Origin of the sequence: Polaribacter sp. R2A056_3_33 (genome assembly GCF_019278485.1) — a bacterium.
GTDB lineage: Bacteria > Bacteroidota > Bacteroidia > Flavobacteriales > Flavobacteriaceae > Polaribacter.
On sequence record NZ_CP058984.1, the window covers coordinates 2009674 to 2031616 of the forward strand.

Annotated in this window: 18 protein-coding genes and 1 pseudogene; 17 read left to right on the forward strand and 2 right to left on the reverse strand. The window is 30.5% G+C overall.

The genetic code is table 11. The features are described 5' to 3' along the window. Window positions 1–67 precede the first annotated feature (67 nt). The 14 genes and pseudogenes from H0I29_RS08405 to H0I29_RS08470 all read left to right on the forward strand — a co-directional run bounded on the left by H0I29_RS08405 (window position 68) and on the right by H0I29_RS08470 (window position 16069). Window positions 68–724: a metal-dependent transcriptional regulator gene (locus H0I29_RS08405; protein WP_218732361.1), complete on the forward strand. Its 657-nt coding sequence runs from the start codon at window positions 68–70 to the stop codon at window positions 722–724. Further along, the gene (locus H0I29_RS08410; RefSeq protein WP_218755080.1) at window positions 721–1731 is read left to right on the forward strand and encodes a DtxR family transcriptional regulator; all 1011 of its coding nucleotides are present in this window, start codon (window positions 721–723) and stop codon (window positions 1729–1731) included. The genes H0I29_RS08405 and H0I29_RS08410 overlap by 4 nt, the downstream gene beginning before the upstream one ends. A 4-nt stretch (window positions 1732–1735) precedes the next feature. Further along, window positions 1736–3928 (forward strand): annotated as a pseudogene (gene feoB, locus H0I29_RS08415) (ferrous iron transport protein B). Between the two features lie 71 nt (window positions 3929–3999). Then, window positions 4000–7128 carry an exodeoxyribonuclease V subunit beta gene (locus H0I29_RS08420; RefSeq protein WP_218755081.1) on the forward strand — a complete coding sequence of 1043 codons (3129 nt, stop codon included), beginning with the start codon at window positions 4000–4002 and terminating at the stop codon, window positions 7126–7128. 316 nt (window positions 7129–7444) lie between these two features. Further along, window positions 7445–8803, forward strand: coding sequence for an OmpA family protein (locus H0I29_RS08425; protein WP_218732364.1), 1359 nt, complete (start codon window positions 7445–7447; stop codon window positions 8801–8803). A gap of 190 nt (window positions 8804–8993) precedes the next feature. Continuing rightward, window positions 8994–10502, forward strand: a complete 1509-nt coding sequence (gene atpD, locus H0I29_RS08430; protein ID WP_165734304.1) for a F0F1 ATP synthase subunit beta — start codon at window positions 8994–8996, stop codon at window positions 10500–10502. Window positions 10503–10580: 78 nt separating this feature from the next. Next, window positions 10581–10874 (forward strand): F0F1 ATP synthase subunit epsilon, encoded by a 294-nt coding sequence (locus H0I29_RS08435; RefSeq protein ID WP_165734305.1) that lies wholly within the window; start codon window positions 10581–10583, stop codon window positions 10872–10874. A gap of 339 nt (window positions 10875–11213) precedes the next feature. Then, window positions 11214–11822, forward strand: coding sequence for a hypothetical protein (locus H0I29_RS08440; protein WP_218755082.1), 609 nt, complete (start codon window positions 11214–11216; stop codon window positions 11820–11822). Window positions 11823–11826: 4 nt separating this feature from the next. After that, window positions 11827–12477 carry a hypothetical protein gene (locus H0I29_RS08445; protein ID WP_218755083.1) on the forward strand — a complete coding sequence of 217 codons (651 nt, stop codon included), beginning with the start codon at window positions 11827–11829 and terminating at the stop codon, window positions 12475–12477. Continuing rightward, window positions 12453–13205 carry a sensor histidine kinase gene (locus H0I29_RS08450; RefSeq protein ID WP_218755084.1) on the forward strand — a complete coding sequence of 251 codons (753 nt, stop codon included), beginning with the start codon at window positions 12453–12455 and terminating at the stop codon, window positions 13203–13205. Before H0I29_RS08445 ends, H0I29_RS08450 begins: the two co-directional genes overlap by 25 nt. Further along, window positions 13202–13846 (forward strand): response regulator transcription factor, encoded by a 645-nt coding sequence (locus H0I29_RS08455; RefSeq protein ID WP_218755085.1) that lies wholly within the window; start codon window positions 13202–13204, stop codon window positions 13844–13846. Before H0I29_RS08450 ends, H0I29_RS08455 begins: the two co-directional genes overlap by 4 nt. Before the next feature lie 20 nt (window positions 13847–13866). Then, the gene (rbfA, locus tag H0I29_RS08460) at window positions 13867–14262 is read left to right on the forward strand and encodes a 30S ribosome-binding factor RbfA (protein WP_165734310.1); all 396 of its coding nucleotides are present in this window, start codon (window positions 13867–13869) and stop codon (window positions 14260–14262) included. A gap of 14 nt (window positions 14263–14276) precedes the next feature. Then, entirely contained in the window at window positions 14277–15479 is a 1203-nt protein-coding gene (locus H0I29_RS08465) for an ABC transporter permease (protein ID WP_218755086.1), read from the forward strand. A 5-nt stretch (window positions 15480–15484) separates the two neighbouring features. After that, window positions 15485–16069: a hypothetical protein gene (locus H0I29_RS08470; protein ID WP_218732370.1), complete on the forward strand. Its 585-nt coding sequence runs from the start codon at window positions 15485–15487 to the stop codon at window positions 16067–16069. Window positions 16070–16073: 4 nt separating this feature from the next. On the opposite strand, the gene dusB is transcribed toward H0I29_RS08470, so the two are convergent. Further along, window positions 16074–17072, reverse strand: a complete 999-nt coding sequence (gene dusB, locus H0I29_RS08475; protein ID WP_218732371.1) for a tRNA dihydrouridine synthase DusB — start codon at window positions 17070–17072, stop codon at window positions 16074–16076. Between the two features lie 183 nt (window positions 17073–17255). Between dusB and H0I29_RS08480 the strand changes: the two genes are divergently transcribed. Then, window positions 17256–17531, forward strand: a complete 276-nt coding sequence (locus tag H0I29_RS08480) for an EF-hand domain-containing protein (protein ID WP_218755087.1) — start codon at window positions 17256–17258, stop codon at window positions 17529–17531. A gap of 180 nt (window positions 17532–17711) precedes the next feature. Beyond that, window positions 17712–19508, forward strand: a complete 1797-nt coding sequence (gene lepA, locus H0I29_RS08485; protein WP_218755088.1) for a translation elongation factor 4 — start codon at window positions 17712–17714, stop codon at window positions 19506–19508. Window positions 19509–19902: 394 nt separating this feature from the next. On the opposite strand, the gene H0I29_RS08490 is transcribed toward lepA, so the two are convergent. Beyond that, window positions 19903–20601, reverse strand: coding sequence for a zinc metallopeptidase (locus H0I29_RS08490; RefSeq protein WP_218755089.1), 699 nt, complete (start codon window positions 20599–20601; stop codon window positions 19903–19905). A gap of 95 nt (window positions 20602–20696) precedes the next feature. Between H0I29_RS08490 and H0I29_RS08495 the strand changes: the two genes are divergently transcribed. After that, window positions 20697–21740, forward strand: coding sequence for an asparaginase (locus tag H0I29_RS08495; RefSeq protein ID WP_218732375.1), 1044 nt, complete (start codon window positions 20697–20699; stop codon window positions 21738–21740). Window positions 21741–21943 lie beyond the last annotated feature (203 nt).

Genomic DNA, 21943 nt, shown 5'->3' on the forward strand with positions numbered 1-21943 from the left:
TTTAGACTTGTCTAAAAATATATTTATTAAATTAAAAAAGTATATCTTTGTAGTATAAAATTTATAGATGTTTACACTTTCTGAAGAAAATTATTTAAAAGCAATTTATCATTTAGAGTTAGATGCTGTTAAAGGAATCAGTACAAATGCTATTGCTAAAAAATTAGAAACAAAAGCTTCTTCTGTTACAGACATGATAAAAAAATTGTCTGAAAAGGAAGTTGTTGTGTATAAGAAGTATAAAGGAGTTAAATTAACTAGTTTAGGAAAGAAGACTGCTGCAAATATTGTACGTAAGCACAGACTTTGGGAAGTTTTTCTGGTAGATAAGTTAAATTTTTCTTGGGATGAAGTACATGATGTTGCGGAGCAATTAGAGCATATCAAATCTTCAAAATTAGTAGAGCAATTAGATGCTTTTTTGGGTTTTCCAACGCATGATCCTCATGGAGACCCTATTCCAGATAAAGACGGGAATTTAAAAACGATAGATAAAAGTTTATTATCAACTTTATTAAAAAATGAAAGCGGAATTTGTATTGGTGTTGATGATTCTTCTTCAGAATTTTTAAAGTTCTTAGACAAAAAAGGAATTACTTTAGGGCAACAGATTACGGTTTTAGAAAAAGAAGACTTTGATGACTCCGTTTCTATTAAGGTTGATGATAAGAAATTATCAATTTCAAATAAAATAGCTAACAATTTATATATAAAAAAAATATGAATACCTACAACCCAATAGTAGCGCTCTTAGTGTTTTTTGGCGTTATTTTAATCTTGTATTTTATATTTAATCCTAAAAAAGGACTCTTCTTTAAATATCTCAAGGCTCGTAAAGAAACAGAAAAAACAGCTATTGAAGATATTTTAAAGTTATTGTATCATGATCCTAAAACATCTATAAGTACCATTTTTGATGAATTAGATTTTAGTCATAGTTTGTTATTAGAAAGTATTGATACTATGCTAGAAACAAGATTGATAAAAAAAGAGCATGAGCTTTTTTCATTGACCGAAGAAGGAGATGAATATGCATTAAGAATTGTAAGAGCACACCGTTTATGGGAAAAATATTTATCAGAAAAAACGGGTTTTCATAAAACTGAATGGCATAGTAGGGCAGAGAAAAAAGAACACGAGTTATCTGGTGAAGAAGTAGAAGATTTATCTACACTTTTAGGAAACCCAAGGTATGATCCTCATGGAGATCCAATTCCAACTAAAGCTGGTCAAATTCCTGAGAAAAAAGGAATGCTACTTGCAGATTTGCCTATTTTAAATTTTGGGAAAATTATTCATATAGAAGATGAGCCTACAAGTATTTATAAGCAAATTTTAGCAAAACATATTCATTTACATTCTCAGGTGTATATGAAAGAGATAAGTGAAAATCGCATTGTTTTTGAATCTGAAGGAGAGCAATTTGTTTTGCCACCTATAGTAGCTAAAAATATTACCGTAATTTCTTTAGACAAAGCAGATGTTGTAGAAACAGATACGTTGCGTTTATCTAATTTAGAAAATAACCAAAAAGCAACAATTATAGGTGTTTCTAAAGAATGCCGAGGAGAAAATAGACGAAGATTATTAGACTTGGGTTTTGTAAAAGGAGCAACGGTTAGTATCGATTTATTAAATCCGTTAGGAGATCCAAAAGCATTTTTAATTAAAGGAACTGCTATTGCCTTAAGAAAAGATCAGGCAGTTAAAATTTTAATTACCAAAGCATAAAAAAATGAAAACAGCAACAAAATCAGCTTGTGACACTTGTGCACATCATACTTTAGAAGGTGTTAAAAAACTGGGTGTAGATACAGAGAATGTAGACTTTGTAATAGCGTTAGCAGGAAACCCAAATACAGGAAAAAGTACTGTTTTTAATGCATTAACAGGGTTGAGGCAGCATACAGGTAATTGGCCAGGAAAAACAGTAACTAGAGCAGAAGGAGCGTTTGAATATCAGCAACAAAAGTTTAAATTAATAGATTTACCAGGTACCTATTCTTTAATGTCTCGATCTGAAGATGAGGAGGTTGCTAGAAATTTTATCCTTTTTGGTAAACCAACATTAACGGTAATAGTTGTTGATGCAAGCAGGTTAGAGCGTAATTTAAATTTGGTACTTCAAATTTTAGAAATCTCTTCGAACGCAGTTCTTTGTCTAAACTTAATGGACGAGGCGGAAAAAAATAATATAAACATAGACTATAGAAGTTTATCTAGAGAATTGGGAATTCCTGTGGTACCAACTAGTGCAAGATCTAAAGAAGGAATTCCAGAATTAATTGCCGCAATTAGTGATTTGGCAAACGGAAAAATAGTTTGTAAACCTTATAAAATAAAAAGCATTCCAAAACATGTAGAAGATGCTGTGCAGAAATTGAGTGCAGCTATTCAAGAAGAGTATCCAACGGTTTCAAATAGCAGGTGGTTAGCTTTTAGGGTTTTAGAAGGAGATACGCATATTTTAGATGCCTTAAAAACAGGTGATTTTATTTAATTGAAGAGAATGGGAACAAAAAACATTGATAAAATTATAGAATTATCTAACGAATTGCGTTGGCAAATTGGCGATGATTTTCACGATAATTTAACGGAAGCAATTTATGCTGATACTTCTAAGATTGTTGAAAAAACAGTTGTAAAAGATAATAAAAAAGGAGCTTTTTATTTAAATGCTAAAATAGATAAAATAGTAACTAGTAAAATTTGGGGTTTTCCAATTATGCTATTGTTATTAGGTTTAGTACTTTGGTTAACTATTATTGGGGCAAATTACCCATCATCTATGTTGGCAAGTTTGTTGTTAGATACAATTCATCCTTTATTAAAAGAGGGTGCTGCATTCTTGAGTTTTCCTTGGTGGTTGTCTGGTTTTTTAATTGATGGTATTTATTTAGCAGTTGCTTGGGTAATTGCTGTAATGTTGCCGCCAATGGCCATCTTTTTTCCATTATTTACCCTATTAGAAGATTTTGGATATTTACCTAGAGTTGCTTTTAATATGGATTCACTTTTTAAAAAATCTGGAGCACATGGTAAGCAAGCTTTAACTATGACAATGGGTTTTGGTTGTAATGCGGCTGGAGTTGTAGCTACTAGAATTATTGATAGTCCGAGAGAGCGATTAATTGCAATTGTTACTAATAATTTTTCTTTGTGTAATGGTCGTTGGCCAACGCAGATTCTATTAGCAACGATCTTTATTGGAGCTGTTGTACCGTCATCATATTCAAGTTTAATTTCTTTGGTTGCTGTTGTAGGAATTGCCGTTTTAGGGATTTTTTTTATGTTTTTCTTTTCTTGGGCATTATCTAAAACAGTTTTAAAAGGAGAGGTTTCAACTTTTAATTTAGAGTTGCCTCCTTATAGAACACCTTTATTTTGGAAAACCATTTACACTTCTTTAATAGATAGAACATTAATAGTTTTATGGAGAGCCATTGTGTTTGCGGCACCTGCTGGAGCGGTAATATGGTTAATTTCTAATATTTTTATTGGTGATGAAAGCATTGCGTTGCATTTAATTGATTTTTTAGATGGCTTTGGATTTCTATTAGGCTTAAATGGTGTTATTTTATTGGCTTATGTAGTTGCTATTCCTGCTAATGAAATTGTAATTCCGTCTATATTAATGTTAACAGTAATGGTAACGGGAGCTGTTGGTGGCGCAGGAGCGGGTGTAATGTTTGAGTTAGATTCTGTTACAGCAACAGGTGATATTTTAAAAAGTGGTGGATGGACGCTTTTAACAGCGGTGAATGTAATGTTGTTTAGTTTGTTGCATAATCCTTGTAGCACAACTATTTATACTATTTATAAAGAAACAAAAAGTAAAAAATGGACTGTGGTAGCAACAATTTTACCCGTTATAGCAGGTTTTATAATTACGTTTCTGGTAGCACAAATTTGGAGAATTCTAAGTTAATCACTCTAAAATAAATATTGATATTTAACTGAAATTAATTGCTTAATTTGTATTTTGCAGTAAAATAAATTGTGCAAAATACATCATCCTTTCAGGTTTATAACGCTTCTGCGGGAAGTGGAAAAACCTTTACGCTCGTAAAAGAATACATTAAAGTTTTATTAACTTCTGATGATATTTTTTCGTTTCAGAAAATTTTAGCAATCACGTTTACCAACAAAGCAGCTGGTGAAATGAAAGAGCGTGTATTGTCTAGTTTAGAAGATTTTGCAGATGGTGAGGAAAATGATTTATTGAATATTATTGTTGATGAAATAAAGATTGATAAAGCAATCATTCAGGAAAGAAGTAAGAAAATTTTAGACGCAATTTTAAAAAATTATTCTGCTTTTTCAATTACTACAATTGATAGTTTTACACATAAAATAATTAAAAACTTCGCGTTCGATTTAGGTTTGTCACTTAATTTTGAAGTAGAAATGGATGCTGTTTCTCTTTTAAATGAAGCTGTAGATGTTTTAATTTCTAAGATTGGAACAGATAAAAAACTGACAAACCTTTTAATAGATTATTCACTAGATAAAACAGATGATGATAAGTCTTGGGATATTTCTAGAGATTTAAGTGAGTTTGCAAGAATCTTATTAAATGAAGATGATGTGCAACATTTTAGAAGCCTTGCGGATAAAAAATTAGAAGATTTTACAAACTTAAAGTCGAAGTTATATAATCAGCAAAAAGAATTAAAAGATTCCATTAAAAAAGTTGGTGAAGAGTGTCTTGAGTTAATAGAAAACAACGATTTAGAGCATAAAAATTTTATGCGAGGTACTATTCCTAAATTCTTTGCAGATTTAAGCACGAAATCTGTAGATATAGATTTTATCAAACGAAGTGAAACGATAAAAAAAGCAATCGAGAATAATCAATATTACTCAAAGTCTACCGCAGAGTTTATTGCAAGTTCTATAGATCAAATTGTTCCCGATATTGTTCGATTATTTAAGGAAGCTGAAGTTGTTTATCAGCAATTCTCCATGAATAAATTGGCGTTGAAAAGTATTATTCCTTTAGCCGTTTTAAATAATATAAATTCAGAGTTAGAAAATATAAAAGAAGACAATAATATTCGATTAAATGCAGAGTTTAATCAATTGATTTCAGATAATATAAAAGACCAACCAGCTCCTTTTATTTATGAAAGAATTGGGCAACGTTTTCAGCATTATTTTATTGATGAAATGCAAGATACTTCTGTGTTGCAATGGCAAAATTTAGTGCCGTTAATAGACAATACGTTGGCGCAAGAAAATAGTAATTTATTATTGGTTGGCGATGGAAAACAAGCCATTTATAGATGGCGTGGAGGAAAAGCAGAACAATTTATTGAATTAGGTTCAGACAGATTGAATCCTTTTCATGTTTCTAAAGAAATTAAGAATTTAGAAACCAATTTTAGAAGTTATTCAGAGGTTATTAATTTTAACAATTCTTTTTTTCAGCATACGGCAAATTTCATTCAGAATGAATCGTATAAGAATATTTTTATAGAAGGTAACAAGCAAATAGAAAATGCTAAAAAAGGAGGTTTAGTTTCGTTAACCTTCCTTGAAAAAAATGAAGACAAAGAGCTTGAAAAAGTAAAATATCCGCAGAAGGTTTTAGAGAAAATCCTCCAATTAAAGGAGAGTTTTTCTTTGAGTGAAATTTGCGTGTTGACTCGTACTAGAAAAGACGGAGTTGCAGTGGCAAATTATTTATCAGAAAAAGGAATTGATATTGTTTCGTCGGAAACCTTATTGCTTAAAAATAGTGCAAAAGTTACTTTTATTGTTGATGTTTTAAAGGTTTTACAAAACCCAAGTGATGAAGAAACACGTTTTGAAATGCTGTATTTTTTACATCAACATTTACAGATAGAAAAACCAAAACATGTCTTTTTTAATGAATTTGCAAAATCGGATAATCAAACTATTTTAGAATCTTTAAAAAACCTTGGTGTCACGTTTAATATTTCGGCATTTCATCAATTGCCGTTTTATGAGAAAATAGAAGAAATTATTAGAGGTTTTAATTTGATAAATTCTTCTGATGCATATCTACAATTTTTTCTAGATGTTGTTTTAGAACAGCAAAGAAACGGAACTGATGTTGGAGAGTTTTTAGAGTTTTGGGAACTTAAAAAAGAACGACTAAGTATTGTTGCTCCAGAAAGTGCTGGTGCAGTTCAGATTATGACGATTCATAAATCGAAGGGATTGGAATTTCCGGTGGTTATTTTTCCTTGTGATGTAGATATTTATCGACAGATAAAACCAAAATCATGGTTAGATCAATTGCCAGAATCATATGAAGGTTTCGACGAACTATTAGTTGATTATAGTAAAAGTTTAAGTATTGTTAGTGAAAGAGGTTTAGATATTTATAACAAGCAACGCGAAGAATTAGAATTAGATAATTTTAATTTATTGTATGTTACTTTAACAAGAGCTGTAGAGCAATTACATGTTATTACTGATAAAAAAATATCAGCTAAAGGAGAGGAGAATACTAATTTTTATTCAGGTGTTTTTATCAATTACTTAAAACAACAAAACCTCTGGAGTGATGATCTTTTTGAATATCTTTTTGGAGATGTGCAAAGGGTCAGTGAAAAGAAAGAAGAAAGTTCTGTTGCAGAAATCCATGAGAAATTTATTTCAACTCCTTGGCAAGAACATAATATTGTTTTGTTAGCAAATTCTTCTAAATTATGGAATACAGAACAAGGAAAAGCTATTGATTTTGGGAATTTATTTCATGAAATTTTATCTAAAATTATTACTTCAAAAGATGTTGAGAAGGTCATTTCTATGTATTATCAACAAGGGGTTATAAATATAGAACAGCAAATTTTTATTAAAAAAAGTGTTCTTAGTATTGTAAATCATCCTGAATTAGAACTTTATTTTTCAGATAAAGTTAAAGTTTTTAATGAAAGAGAAATTGTTGATGTAGATAATCAGATTATTATTTTAGATAGGTTGATTTTTATAGCAGATAAAAAAGTGGTTATTATTGATTATAAGACAGGAAACCCTTCGTCAGAACATCATCAGCAGTTATTAAGATATGAAAGAACTCTAAAATCAATGAATTTTAAAGTAGAAAAAAAACTATTGATCTATATTAATGAAGAAATTGACGTTGTTGAGGTGTGATTTGTAGAAAAGTATCAACTTAAAAATTAAGATAAATTTATAATTAAAAATAGTAATTTAACTGCTTAATTCTTTTCTCTTTAGAGCTGAAAAAAAAGTTAGAAAATAGAATTGGTTATCCTTTAGTTAATGCTAATGAGTGTCTTAAAGAACTTTATTAGAGTCTTTATAAAAAATATAGAGTGAATTCAAAGGGAATTAGAATTAATAAAACGTATTGTTTTAATAATATTTTGTAGATTTGTCTTTGTATATACGATTTAAGGATTTACTTTTGCGTATAATAATAACGAACTTTTAATTTAAAAATTTGATAATGAAACGATTAAGAATAGCTGTGATAGCTTTGTTTACGTTGGTAACAGTTGGTAACGTAAACGCACAAGATGAAAACAACCCTTGGGCTGTAGGTTTTGGTGTAAACGTAGTAGATTTTTACAATGGTGATGACTTTAGCGACCAAATAAAAGATTTATTTGGGAATAAAGATTGGAACATTTTACCTTCTATTTCTAGAATATCTGGAGAAAAGTATTTAGACAAAGGTTTCTCTTTACAATTAGCGGGGTCTTTAAATAAAATTGAAACAGTTACAATTGAAGATGATTCAGATTTTCTTTATTGGGCTGTAGATGCAGTTGTAAAGTATGACTTAAATAACTTAGTTGGACAAACAGGTTGGTTTGATCCTTATGTATATTTAGGTGGAGGTTATACTTCTGTAGATTCTAGTGGTGAAGCAATGTTAAATGGAGGTGTTGGTTTTAACACTTGGTTTAATGATAACTTAGGATTAAACTTTCAAACAGGAACTAAAAAAGGTTTTTCTGATAATGTAAGAGCGCATTACCAAACTTCTTTAGGTTTAGTGATTAAATTTGGAGGAACAGATACTGACGGAGACGGAGTATATGATAAAGATGATGCTTGTCCAGAAGAAGCAGGTTTAGTAGAATTTAATGGTTGTCCTGATGCTGATGGCGATGGAGTAAAAGATTCTGATGATGCTTGTCCTTCAGTTGCAGGTTTAGCAGCTATGAATGGTTGTCCTGATTCTGACGGAGACGGTGTAGCTGATAAAGATGATATGTGTCCTAGTGCTAAAGGAACTAAAGCTAATAAAGGTTGCCCAGATACAGACGGAGATAGTGTAGCTGATAAAGATGATAAATGTCCATCTGTTGCAGGACCAGCTGATAATGCAGGATGTCCTTGGCCAGATACTGACGGAGACGGAGTTTTAGATAAAGATGATAAATGTCCTGAGTTTGCAGGCGTTGCTTCTAATAATGGTTGTCCAGAAGACGCTATGACAGCAGAGCAAATTGCAGCTTTATCAGGATATTCAAAAGAAATCTTATTTAGTACAGATAGCGCTAAAATTAATAGAGCATCTGCTGGAAAATTAGATAAAGTTTATGATTTAATTAGTTCTGTAGATAATGTAATCTATGTAATAGAAGGTTATGCAGATAGTAGAGGAGCTAGTGCTTACAACTTATACTTAACTGAAAGAAGAGCAGAATCTGCTAAAGCTTATTTAGTTGAAAAAGGCTTTGACGCTAATAGATTAGAAACAGTTGGTCAAGGAGAGAAAGATCCTATTGCATCTAACAACACTAGTTTAGGAAGAAGTAAAAACAGAAGAGTAGTTATTAAGTTATCTGATAAATAATTTTTAACTACATTTTAATATAAAACTCTGCTCATTTTGAGCAGAGTTTTTTTTGTTTCTGTTATTTGTTTCTTTTTCAATTAAAAAAGAGGAAAATCTTTTTTAATTAAGGACAAAAAAATTACCTTTGCAATCTGAAAAAAGAGGCTGAAATCTCTGAAATAAAATAATAACTTTAATTAGATACATAATGTCTACAATAACAGGTAAAGTTTCACAAATTATTGGGCCAGTAATTGATGTTGAATTCAATACTGAAAATGAACTTCCTAAAATTTACGATTCGTTAGAAATCAAAAAAGCTGACGGCTCTATTTTAGTATTAGAGGTACAACAGCATATTGGAGAAGATACAGTTAGAACTATCTCAATGGATGCTACTGATGGATTAAGTAGAGGAACTGAGGTTGTGGCTACAGGTAATCCTATTCAAATGCCTATCGGAAACGATATTTATGGCCGTTTGTTTAATGTAACTGGAGATGCTATTGATGGTTTAGGTAACTTGAAAAAAGAAGGTAAAGATGGTTTGCCAATTCACAGATCTGCACCTAAATTTGAAGATTTATCAGTATCTACTGAAGTTTTATTTACAGGTATAAAAGTAATCGATTTAATTGAGCCTTATGCAAAAGGAGGTAAAATTGGATTATTTGGAGGAGCAGGAGTAGGTAAGACAGTATTAATTCAAGAGTTAATTAACAACATTGCAAAAGGACATGGTGGTTTATCAGTCTTTGCAGGTGTTGGAGAAAGAACTCGTGAAGGAAACGATTTACTTCGTGAAATGTTAGAATCTGGAATTATAAAATACGGAGACGATTTTATGCATTCTATGGAAGCAGGAGGATGGGATTTATCTAAGGTAGATAAACCTGGAATGAAAGGTTCTAAAGCTACTTTCGTATTCGGTCAAATGAACGAGCCACCTGGAGCACGTGCACGTGTTGCGTTATCTGGTTTAACAATTGCAGAATACTTTAGAGATGGAGCTGGAGAAGCAGAAGGTAAAGATGTTCTTTTCTTTGTTGATAATATTTTCCGTTTTACACAAGCAGGTTCTGAGGTGTCAGCACTTTTAGGACGTATGCCATCAGCGGTAGGTTACCAACCAACATTAGCAACAGAAATGGGTGCAATGCAAGAGCGTATTACATCAACTAAAAAAGGTTCTATTACATCTGTACAAGCAGTATATGTACCTGCAGATGATTTAACAGATCCAGCACCAGCAACAACGTTTGCGCATTTAGATGCAACAACAGTATTGTCTCGTAAGATTGCAGAATTAGGTATTTACCCAGCGGTAGATCCTTTAGATTCAACTTCAAGAATTTTATCTGCAGAAATTTTAGGTGATGAGCATTATAATACTGCAACAGCTGTAAAAGAAATTTTACAACGTTATAAAGAATTACAAGATATTATTGCAATTTTAGGTATGGAAGAATTATCTGAAGAAGATAAATTAGTAGTTCATAGAGCTAGACGTGTACAACGTTTCTTATCTCAACCTTTCCACGTAGCTGAACAATTTACAGGTATACCAGGAGTTTTAGTTGATATTAAAGACACTATTAAAGGTTTTAATATGATTATGGATGGTGAGTTAGATAAATACCCTGAAGCAGCATTTAACTTAAGAGGATCAATTCAAGATGCAATTGATGCTGGAGAGAAAATGTTAGCAGAAGCATAAAATTAGTCAGCGGTTTGCAGTTTTCAATCTTAAAAAAGAAAGTAAACTGCAAATTGAAGACTGTAAACTATAAGAGATATGTTTTTAGAAATTGTAACACCAGAAGCTATATTATTTTCAGCAAGAATTGATTCATTATCAGTTCCTGGAGAAAATGGTGAGTTTCAAATGTTAAATAATCACGCACCAATTGTTGCTAACTTAAAGGAAGGAATAGTTAAAATTCATGTTCATAGTAAAGAACATTTAGAATTTGATCAATTTAAAGGACATTATGAAATTCATATAGATGATGATAATATTCTAACAATTGCTATTAAATCTGGAACTTTAGAATTAAAAGATAATAAAGCAATTATTTTAGCAGATTAAATTTCTAAAATAATTATAAAAATTAAAAGTCTCAAAACAACAGTTTTGAGACTTTTTTAATTTAAACACTTTCTATAAAGTATCAAGTGTATTTTTTGCAATTTCCCCTTTTACTTTTCTTTTTATTTCATACTTCAAAATTGGTAAATAATTAGGAATAAACGGTTAGTGTAAATCATTGAATTTATACAGGAAAAACCCCTTTTTAAGCAAGTTTGATATAAGTAGTGTTTCGATTAAGTATTTGATATATAGTGCTTAATGTTGTTTTTTACTTTTACTCTTCTTAGATTATAATTTAATTTGTATTTTCAAGCGTATTAATCCAACTACTATATTATGAAAACAGTTTTTAAATTTTATCAAATATTTTTTTTAGCATTATTTATAATTAGTTGTAAGTCTGAAACAATATCTCAGGTTACTGAAGTTGATAGTTCTAGGCCTTCTAATACGATCACTTATAAAGAAATGGCTAGTATGTTTCATCAATATGATGTAGGACAGAAACCTGTTTTAGACAAGTATAGGAAAGAACTTACAGGTGATGCTAATGAAATTGAGAGTATTTCTCATTTTTACGATATTAATCAATTAAAGCAATATATTGCTTATGTAGAAAGGTTATCAAAAGAAAAAGATATTGAGCTTACTGGTGTTAGAATTTTTACTGCTGCATATCCTAAAGATTATCCAGAAGAGATTTTAAGAGGTAGACAGACTTTAATTTTTATGCCAACTGCAGATATTAAAGAAAAGAAAAATGTTGCTTATGAACCTTTGTATTCTAATAAAGGAGAAGCAATCCCTTTTACAAAATTTTTAGATCAATTTAGTAGTAAAGAAACCAAGCAGGTAGTTAGAGCTTCTTTTTTACCTTTTATTGGTGCTCAAGAAGATCTTAAAAGTTCTGGGGCTAATAGATTGAAACCAACACCACCAATGTAATATTTTGGATAAATTAATTTACATATTATATTTTGTAGCCATAGTAGTCTATGCTATTTTCTATTTTAAAAAATCTTTTGATGTTGATTTAAAATACTTTTTGGGGTACTTGATTGCTATGTTTGCTTGTGAGATGATTGCAAGCTATGTAAAATATAGTTTAGAGCTAGACAATTTATGGGTATACAATACCCTTACTTTTGTCGAATTTAATTTCTTATTTTTATTTGCAAAACAAATATTATTTTTAGCAAAAACTCGAAAAACAGTTACGGGTCTTATAATTCTTTTTAATGTAGTTTATTTCTTAACTACGCTCTATTATATGTATCAAGGAACTTATTTTGAAGTTTACAATAGTATTGCCTCCATTTCTGGTAGTTTATTAATAGCTATTGTTTTATTTTTATTTTATAAGGATTTTTTATCTTCTAATGAAATTCTTAATTATAAGCGATCTCTTACTTTTTGGATTGCTTTTGGACTATTGTGCTATTATTTAGGTACCATACCAATCACTTCTATTTTAAATAATATGAAAGGTACTTCTAGGGCTGTAATAGACTATTTGTATAATATTCAGTTAGTGTTAGTGATATTTATGTATAGTTGTTTTATATTGGGAGCACTATGGAGTCAGAAGCGAGTCAAATAATATTAATTGTAACCACTATAATAATCATCACATTTGTTATTTTTATTATTTTATTGTTTACTGTTTTTCAAAAAAGAAAGAATAGCCTTCTAGAACTGCAAGCGGAAAATAAAAAAAGGTTTGAAAGAGAAATTGCCGAAACACAAATAGAAATTAGAGAAGAAACTTTAAGGAATATTAGTTGGGAATTGCACGATAATATTGGGCAGTTATTAACTTTAGCTAAAATTCAATTGCAGAATGCTTCTCCAGAAAATATTCACGAAGTTTCAGAAACGATTACTAAAGGTTTAACAGAGGTAAGAGCATTATCAAAATTAATTAACCCTGAAGCGATAAAGAATATAAAATTAAGAGAAGCCGTACAATTAGAAATAGATCGTTTTAATAGATTAAACTTTATAAATGCTAGCTTGATAATTTTAGGGAATGAACATATAATTAATGAAAAATCTAGCATCATTATTTTTCGAATTTTGCAGGAGTTCTTTTCTAATACCATAAAACATTCTAAGGCATCCAAATTAACCGTTGAATTAAAGTTTGGTGCCATTAATTTAGAAATTACTGCAAAAGATAACGGAGTTGGTTTTTCATCATTAGAAAATAAACGAAACGGTATAGGACTTGAAAATATTAAAAATAGAGCAAAATTAATTGGAGCTACAGCAGTTTTTACTTCTGAAGTAAATAAAGGTACTTCCTTAAATATAGTATATAGGTTATGATGAAATATTCAGTTGTTATTGTAGATGATCACACATTGCTTTCACAAGCAATTGCTGCTATGGTAAATACTTTTAATAAATTTAAAGTTTTATATACGTGCAAAAATGGACAAGAATTAGTTGATAAATTCTCTTCTTCACCAGAATTTATTCCAGATGTTGTTTTAATGGATATCAATATGCCTATAATGAATGGAATTGAAACAACTGAATGGATCTCTAAAAACCATAATGAAGTACATGTAATGGCACTTTCTGTGGAAGATGAAGACGCTACTATTTTAAAAATGTTAAAAGTTGGTGCTATTGGTTACTTATTAAAAGATACCGAAAAAGTAGTTTTAGAAAAAGCTTTGGTGGAAATAGCAGAAAATGGATTTTATCATACCAAAAATGTAACCAATTTATTAATGAAATCTCTTTCTGGAAATGGAGAGGCAGAAATAAAATTTAAAGAAAGAGAAATTACTTTTATGAAACATGCTTGTTCTGAATTAACCTATAAGGAAATTGCAGAAATTATGTGTTTAAGTCCAAAAACAATTGATGGGTATAGAGATGTTTTGTTTACTAAATTACATGTAAAGAATAGAGTTGGTTTGGTTATGTATGCAATCAAAAATAAAATTTACACTCCATAAAAAAAGTGTAAATTTGCAGCATGGAAGAAACGAACAGACAACGTAAAATTGCAGGAGTATTGCAAAAGGATTTGGTAGATGTTTTACAGAAAGCAGCGCAAGATGGAATGAAAGGAATAATTATTTCTGTTTCTAAGGTTCATGTAACATCAGATTTAGGAGTCGCTAAAGTTTATTTAAGTGTATTTCCTTCTAGCAATAGAGAAGAAATTATTAAAGGTGTACAATCTAATACGGTTTTAATTCGCCATGAAATGGCAAAAAGAACAAAACACCAATTACGTAGAATGCCAGAATTATTATTTTTTGGAGATGATACGTTAGATTATATTGAGGAAATTGATAAATCTTTAAAAGGTGAAGATGACAATCCTATTAAAGATCCTAGCGTTTTGCCAAGACGTAAAAGAAGTTAAATTCATTCTCGCATTTGAACTTTCCCTTATACATAGCCAAAAGATATTTATTTACAAAAACAAGTAATAATGCCATCAATATTATTACAATTATTGCTTCTTTTGGTGTAATTGTAGGCTCTTTAGCCTTGTTTATTATCCTTTCTGGTTTTTCTGGCTTGCGTACATTTAGTTACAGCTTGTTAGATGTATCTGATCCTGATATTAAAATTACTTCTAATAAAGGGAAAACTTTTTTCTATTCGGATGATGTCCATCAAGCATTAATAAATAATACTTCTATTAAAGCAACATCTAAAATTATAGAAGAACGCGTTTTTTTAGAGTACAATGATAAGAATGAAATTGCTTATATAAAGGGTGTTGAAGAGAGTTATACTTCTATTACAGACATAGATTCTGTAATCAGTTTAGGAGGTTGGTTAGATTTAGATCAGCCAAATACTGCAGTTGTTGGTAATGGAATTTCAAGAAAGTTATCATTAGGAGTTTTAAATTATGGATCTCCTTTAACAATTATGGTTCCTAAACCAGGAGTAGGTTTTATCAACCCTAATAATGCTTTTTATAAAAAAGATGTACAAATTGTTGGTTTGTATTCTGGTACGGAAGAGTTTGAAAGTAAATTTGTTTTTGTTTCTATAAATGAAGCAAAGAATTTATTGAATTTTGATGATAACCAAATAACAGGTGTTGAAATTAAATTAAAAGACAATTTAGACGCCGATTTGTTTTCGGAAGAACTACAACAGCAATTAGGAAATCAATTTAAAGTACAGACTAAACAACAATTAAATGAGGTTTTCTATAAGGTAATTAATACAGAGAATTTTGTGTCGTATCTTATTTTTACATTAATTGTAATTATAGCATTATTTAATGTTATTGGTGCAATTATAATGATGATTATTGATAAAAAATCGAACTTAAAAACTCTTTTTAGTTTAGGTGCATCTATTAAAGAAATTAAAAAAGTTTTTATTTTACAAGGTTTCCTATTAACCTTTTTAGGAATGATTATCGGGTTAACTCTGGGTATTATAATTGTTTTTATTCAGAAAGAATTTGGCATATTTATGATTACCCAAAACTTTGCTTATCCGGTAGAATTTAGATTCTCGAATCTTTTTATTGTAATAGCTACCATTACAATTTTGGGCTTTATAGCCTCTAAAATTGCTAGTAGTAGAATTTCTAAAGAGTTTGTAGAAAAGTAATTTTCATGAAAAATTCGTTTAATTTATTAATACTATTTCTTTTGCTTGCATTCGTTTCTTGTGCTTCACTAAATCAGAAAAGGAAATGTAAAACGCAACCTTTTCAAGAGTTAGACAGTCTTCAAAGAGCTGAAAAGGTTTTAAACTATACAATTGACTTACCTGATAATTGGGAGAAATCTAAATATAGTAGCGGAGATTGGTATTATATTAAAGGAGAGTTTGTTGATTCTTTAAATTATAATCGAAGACTTGCTGATGTATACATAAGTAGTGATAAAATTGATAATGAATGTAAATTAGAGTATACCTTAGAAGATTATTTAGATCTTTTTTTAAGCAGAAAGAAACGAATGTGGGGTAAGGGTTTTAGTTATCAATTAGTTGAGTCTAAACATAAAAAATATGAAAGGATGTATCTTTTAAAATTTAAAGAGAAGTTTCCTCATGCAATTTATGAAAGTGTTGTCTTTATAATTTATTATAAACAAAATGGTTATACTGTTGAATATAAAAATGAAGAAAAAAACTTTAAGAACTATATAAAAGATATAGATAAAATAATTAACTCTTTCTCAATCGTAGAATAACGGTCTAATATTGAGGGATAATCGTGTTCCCAAACTTAGCTTCCACTTCATCAAACGTCGCAAAAACATCTTTTGCATCATCAGAAGTTACCATTTTCATTCTGTATTCTTTAAAATGCGGAATCCCTTTAAAGTAATTGGTATAATGTCTTCTAGTTTCAAAAACACCTAATACAGGTCCTTTCCAATCAATGGCCATTTGTAAGTGCCTTCTTGCCATTTCTACACGTTGTGCAATTGTTGGTTTTGTTAAATGTTCGCCAGTTTTAAAGAAGTGTTTTATTTCATTAAAAAACCAAGGATAGCCAATAGCAGCTCTACCAATCATACAACCATCTAAACCATAAGAATCTCTCATTTCCATGGCTTTTTCAGGAGAAGTTACATCACCATTTCCAAAAACAGGTATGTGCATTCTTTGGTTGTTTTTTACGTCTGCAATCGGTTTCCAATCTGCCTCACCTTTATACATTTGGGCACGCGTTCTGCCGTGAATTGAAATTGCTTTACAACCTACATCTTGCAAGCGTTCTGCAACTTCTACAATTCTAATAGAATCATGATCCCAACCTAAACGCGTTTTAACTGTAATAGGTAAATTAGTGTGTTTTACCATCGCTTCTGTTAATGAAACCATTAAATCTATGTCTTTTAAAATTCCTGCTCCTGCACCTTTAGAAACGACTTTCTTTACGGGGCAACCAAAGTTGATATCAATAATATCTGGCTTTGATTTTTCAACAATCTCCACTGTTCTTAACATCGATTCTAAGTTGGCTCCAAAAATCTGAATTCCTACCGGACGTTCTTTTTCATAGATGTCTAGTTTCATAATGCTTTTTGCTGCATCACGAATCAAGCCTTCAGAAGAAATAAACTCTGTATATACCACATCTGCTCCTTGTTCTTTACATAAAGCTCTAAATGGTGGATCAGAGACATCTTCCATTGGTGCTAATAAAAGAGGAAAGTCTGGTAATTCTATGTTGCCGATTTTAATCAAAACGATATAATTTTTTGCAAATTTAGTGTTTTTTTAAACCTTTAAGGTGAAAAATATTTTTTGCTGTTTTTTCAGTTGGAATATTTCTAAATTCATTTTTTAAATCATCTCTTAGAAATATGAAAAGCTTTGTATTTTAAAAATAAAATTATATCTTACAGTATAAAAGAATCAAATTATATTATGGGAGCAAAAGAAGATATTTTAAAAAAAATCAATTTTTTAATCACTAGTAAATTTCAAAGTCCGGCAGAAGCTTTTCTTTTTTTTGATAAAGATAAAGACGGTAAATTAAATAAAGATGAAGTAAAAGACCTATTAAAAGATGCAGATATCAGTGGCTTTTTTAGAGGAATTGTAGCTGGTGAATTGATAAAAGGATATGATAAATCGGGTGATGAATGTATCAATTTAGAAGAATTTAAAGTAGCAATTGCAGAATTAGAAAGAGATTTGTAAATCTCTTTCTAATTTAAAATTTATATCACCAAAAAGCACACTTAGCAAGGTTTTAAAAATGCTTTTCTTCTAGACTGCAAAAAATAGCTGTCAACTGCAAAAATTAAGATACTTTTAGTTATTTAATTCACAAACTTATTTACCTATCTTTGTCAGTTGAACGCAGTTAGAAAACGAAGTATGAAAAACATTAGAAACTTTTGCATTATCGCACATATAGATCATGGTAAAAGTACGTTAGCAGATAGGTTATTAGAGTACACAGGTGCTGTAACAGATCGTGAAAAGAAGGATCAATTATTAGATAATATGGATTTAGAGCGAGAACGTGGTATTACCATAAAATCGCATGCTATCCAAATGGATTTCGAGCACAAAGGAGAACACTATATCCTTAATTTAATAGACACTCCTGGTCACGTAGATTTCTCATACGAAGTTTCTCGTTCAATTGCCGCTTGTGAAGGCGCATTGCTAATTGTAGATGCCGCACAAAGTATACAGGCACAAACAATTTCTAACCTATATCTAGCTTTAGAGAATGATTTAGAAATTATTCCTATTTTAAATAAAGTAGATTTACCTTCTGCAAATCCAGAAGAAGTAACAGATGATATTGTAGATTTATTAGGTTGTGACCCAGAAGATGTAATTCACGCAAGTGGAAAAACAGGTTTTGGAGTCGATAATATTTTAGCTGCCATTATTGATAGAGTTCCTGCTCCAAAAGGAGATCCAGATGCTCCGTTACAAGCCTTAATTTTCGATTCTGTTTACAATTCTTATCGTGGAATTGAAACGTATTTCCGTGTTTTAAACGGAGAAATAAAAAAAGGACAAGAGATTAAGTTTATGGCAACTGGTAAAAATTATTTTGCCGATGAAGTTGGTACTTTAAAGCTGACTCAAGTTGTAAGAAAATCTGTAAAAACAGGAGATGTTGGATATTTAATTACAGGAATTAAAACAGCAAAAGAAGTAAAGGTAGGAGATACTATTACAGATGCATACAAGCCAACTACAGAAATAATTGATGGTTTCGAAGATGTAAAACCAATGGTTTTTGCGGGTATTTATCCAGTGGATACAGAAGATTACGAAGAGTTGCGTTACTCTATGGAAAAGCTGCAATTAAATGATGCTTCTTTGGTGTTTCAACCAGAAAGTTCTGCCGCTTTAGGTTTTGGTTTCCGTTGTGGGTTTTTAGGAATGTTACACATGGAAATTATTCAAGAACGTTTAGAGCGTGAGTTTAATATGACTGTTATTACAACGGTTCCCAACGTTTCTTACCATGCGTACACAAAGAAAAATCCGAACGAAATATTACTTTTAAATAATCCTACAGATTTACCAGATCCATCTAGATTAGATAGAGTAGAAGAACCTTTTATCAAAGCAAGTATAATTACCAAGTCTGATTTTGTTGGGCAAGTAATGAGTTTGTGTATCGAAAAACGTGGAGAAATTACCAATCAAACATACTTAACTACAGAAAGAGTAGAGTTAACGTTTGATATGCCTTTGGCAGAAATTGTTTTCGATTTTTACGATCGTTTAAAAACGGTTTCTAAAGGGTATGCTTCTTTCGATTATTCTCCGATAGGAATGAGAGAATCTAAATTAGTAAGAGTAGATATTCTTTTAAACGCACAACCTGTAGATGCGCTTTCTGCCCTTTTACACGCTGATAATGCCTATACGATTGGTAAGAAAATTGTAGAGAAGTTAAAAGAATTAATTCCTCGTCAACAGTTCGATATTCCTATTCAGGCAGCAATTGGTGCAAAAATTATTGCCCGTGAAACTACCAAAGCATTGCGTAAAGATGTTACTGCAAAATGTTATGGTGGAGATATTTCTAGAAAACGTAAGTTATTAGAGAAGCAGAAAAAAGGGAAGAAAAGAATGCGTCAGGTTGGTAATGTAGAAATTCCTCAAGAAGCATTTATGGCGGTCTTAAAGTTGAATGACTAAGTAAATATTAAGATTTTTAGAACTAAGAATCAAGATGAAATAAATAGAATAGAAACCTTTTTGAGAAATCAAGAAGGTTTTTTTATACACGTCATTTCAGAGTTTACTTTTATGTAAGCTGTCGATCTGTTAATCTTTTTGAAGCTACCTCCAGCTTTCACTACTCGCTTTTTTTATCCTTAAAAAGGAATAAAAAAGAGCTCAAACAGACCGTTAAATCTGGGCTAAACTAGTTTGTCAGCTTAACTTTTATCCTGCGAAAGCAGTATTAATAAAACTATTTTTACATCAAGTTTCCAATCAATATAAATCAAAAAAACACTTTCGAAATAAATCAAAAGTGTTTAAATATAATTTATTACTTAAAAAGTAAATACAAAAAGCATCTGCGATGCTAATCTCTTCCTCCTAAAATTTGCATTCCCCAGTATAATAAGGTTGCTAATGAACCCAAGGCAGCAACTAAATACGTTCTTGCAGCCCATGTTAAAGCATCCGTTGCTCCTGCTAATTCTTCTTGAGAAACCATGTTTTTGTTTTTTAACCAAGCCAATGCTCTATTACTAGCATCATATTCTACAGGTAAAGTAACAAAACTAAAAAGGGTTGCAAAGCCCATAAAAACCAAACCTGCAACGGCAATGTAAAAACCAATTCCAGTAGCTCCAGAAGCTGCTCCCATAATTAACCCACCAATTACCAACCATTGAGAAAACTTAGAAGTTACACTAACAACGGGTACTAATTTAGATCGCATTGTTAAATAACTATATGCTTGTGCGTGTTGCACTGCGTGACCGCATTCATGCGCAGCAACAGCAGCTGCAGCTGCATTTCTTTGGTTGTAAACAGATTCACTTAAATTTACTGTTTTATCTGCAGGGTTGTAATGGTCTGTTAATCTACCAGGAGTAGAAATTACTTTTACATCAAAAATACCGTTATCAGCTAACATTTTTTCTGCAATTTCTGCACCACTCATCCCGTTTCTAAGCTGAATTTTAGAGTATTTTTTAAATTTATTCTTCAGCGTATTACTCACTAACCAACTAGCTAAAGCAATTGCACCAATTAAAATATAGAATCCTATCATAATTTATATTGTTTAAAAATTGTATTTCATTTTTGTTTGATAAATTTACAACATAAAGTATTCCAATTTATTGTTTGGAAGATAAAAATGACAAAATGACAAGAAAACCTAACATATTACTTATATATACAGGAGGAACGATTGGTATGATGAAAGACTATAAGACAAATGCCTTAAAAGCATTTGATTTTAGTCAGATTGTAGAAAAGATTCCAGAATTGCAACAGTTAAATTGTAAGATAGAAAGTGTTTCTTTTGAAGATGCAATAGATTCATCAAATATGAATACCAAATACTATATAAGTATTGTGGAAATTATTGAAGAAAATTATAAAAAATTTGATGGTTTTGTTGTGTTAACAGGTTCCGATACCATGGCGTACACTTCTTCTGCGATTAGTTTTATGTTAGAAAACTTGCAAAAACCAATCATTTTTACAGGATCTCAACTGCCAATTGGAGATTTAAGAACAGATGCTAAAGAGAATTTAATTACTTCTATAGAGGTAGCGTGTGCATATAAGAATGGAAAACCAATTGTGTCTGAAGTTTGTTTGTATTTTGAATATAAGTTATATAGAGCGAATAGAACCACTAAAATAAGTTCAGAGTTATTTGAGGCATTTACGTCTATGAATTTTCCGCCATTAGCAGAAAGTGGTGTGCATCTTAAATTTAATGAGCATTTAATTCATCAAGAAGAACAAAAGGAAGCATTAATTGTTAGAAAGCATTTGGTTGATGAAGTTGTTATTTTAAAATTATTTCCAGGGATATCAAATCGGGTAGTAGAAAGTATATTAAATATTCCTAATTTAAAAGGAGTTGTGCTAGAAACGTATGGATCTGGTAATGCACCCAATTCCGAAAGCTTTATTTGTTTGTTAAAAACGGCAATTGATAAAGGAATTAAAATTATAAACGTAACCCAATGTAAAAGTGGTAGAGTAATGATGGGGCATTATGATACAAGTTTGCTGCTTTTAGAAATAGGGGTGATTAATGGTAGAGATATTACTACCGAGTCTGCGATAGCTAAGTTAATGTACTTATTAGATAAAAACCTATCAGATGATGACTTTAAACATTTCTTTGAAAAATCTTTAAGAGGTGAATTAACTGATAATTATCATTTTTAAACATATTATTGAGTTAATTGAAGTTTTTAATATCAAATAGATTGATTTTTTTTTTAAATGCTCAATATTTTTTTGTTACTTGGCACTCTCAAAAGTAATAGAGGGATGATTTTTTAAATATTTTAGTTAAATTATCTTTCATATTATTTTTTTGAGATGAAAATTAATATCTTTAACCCGTTAACTATTAAAAATTAATTATA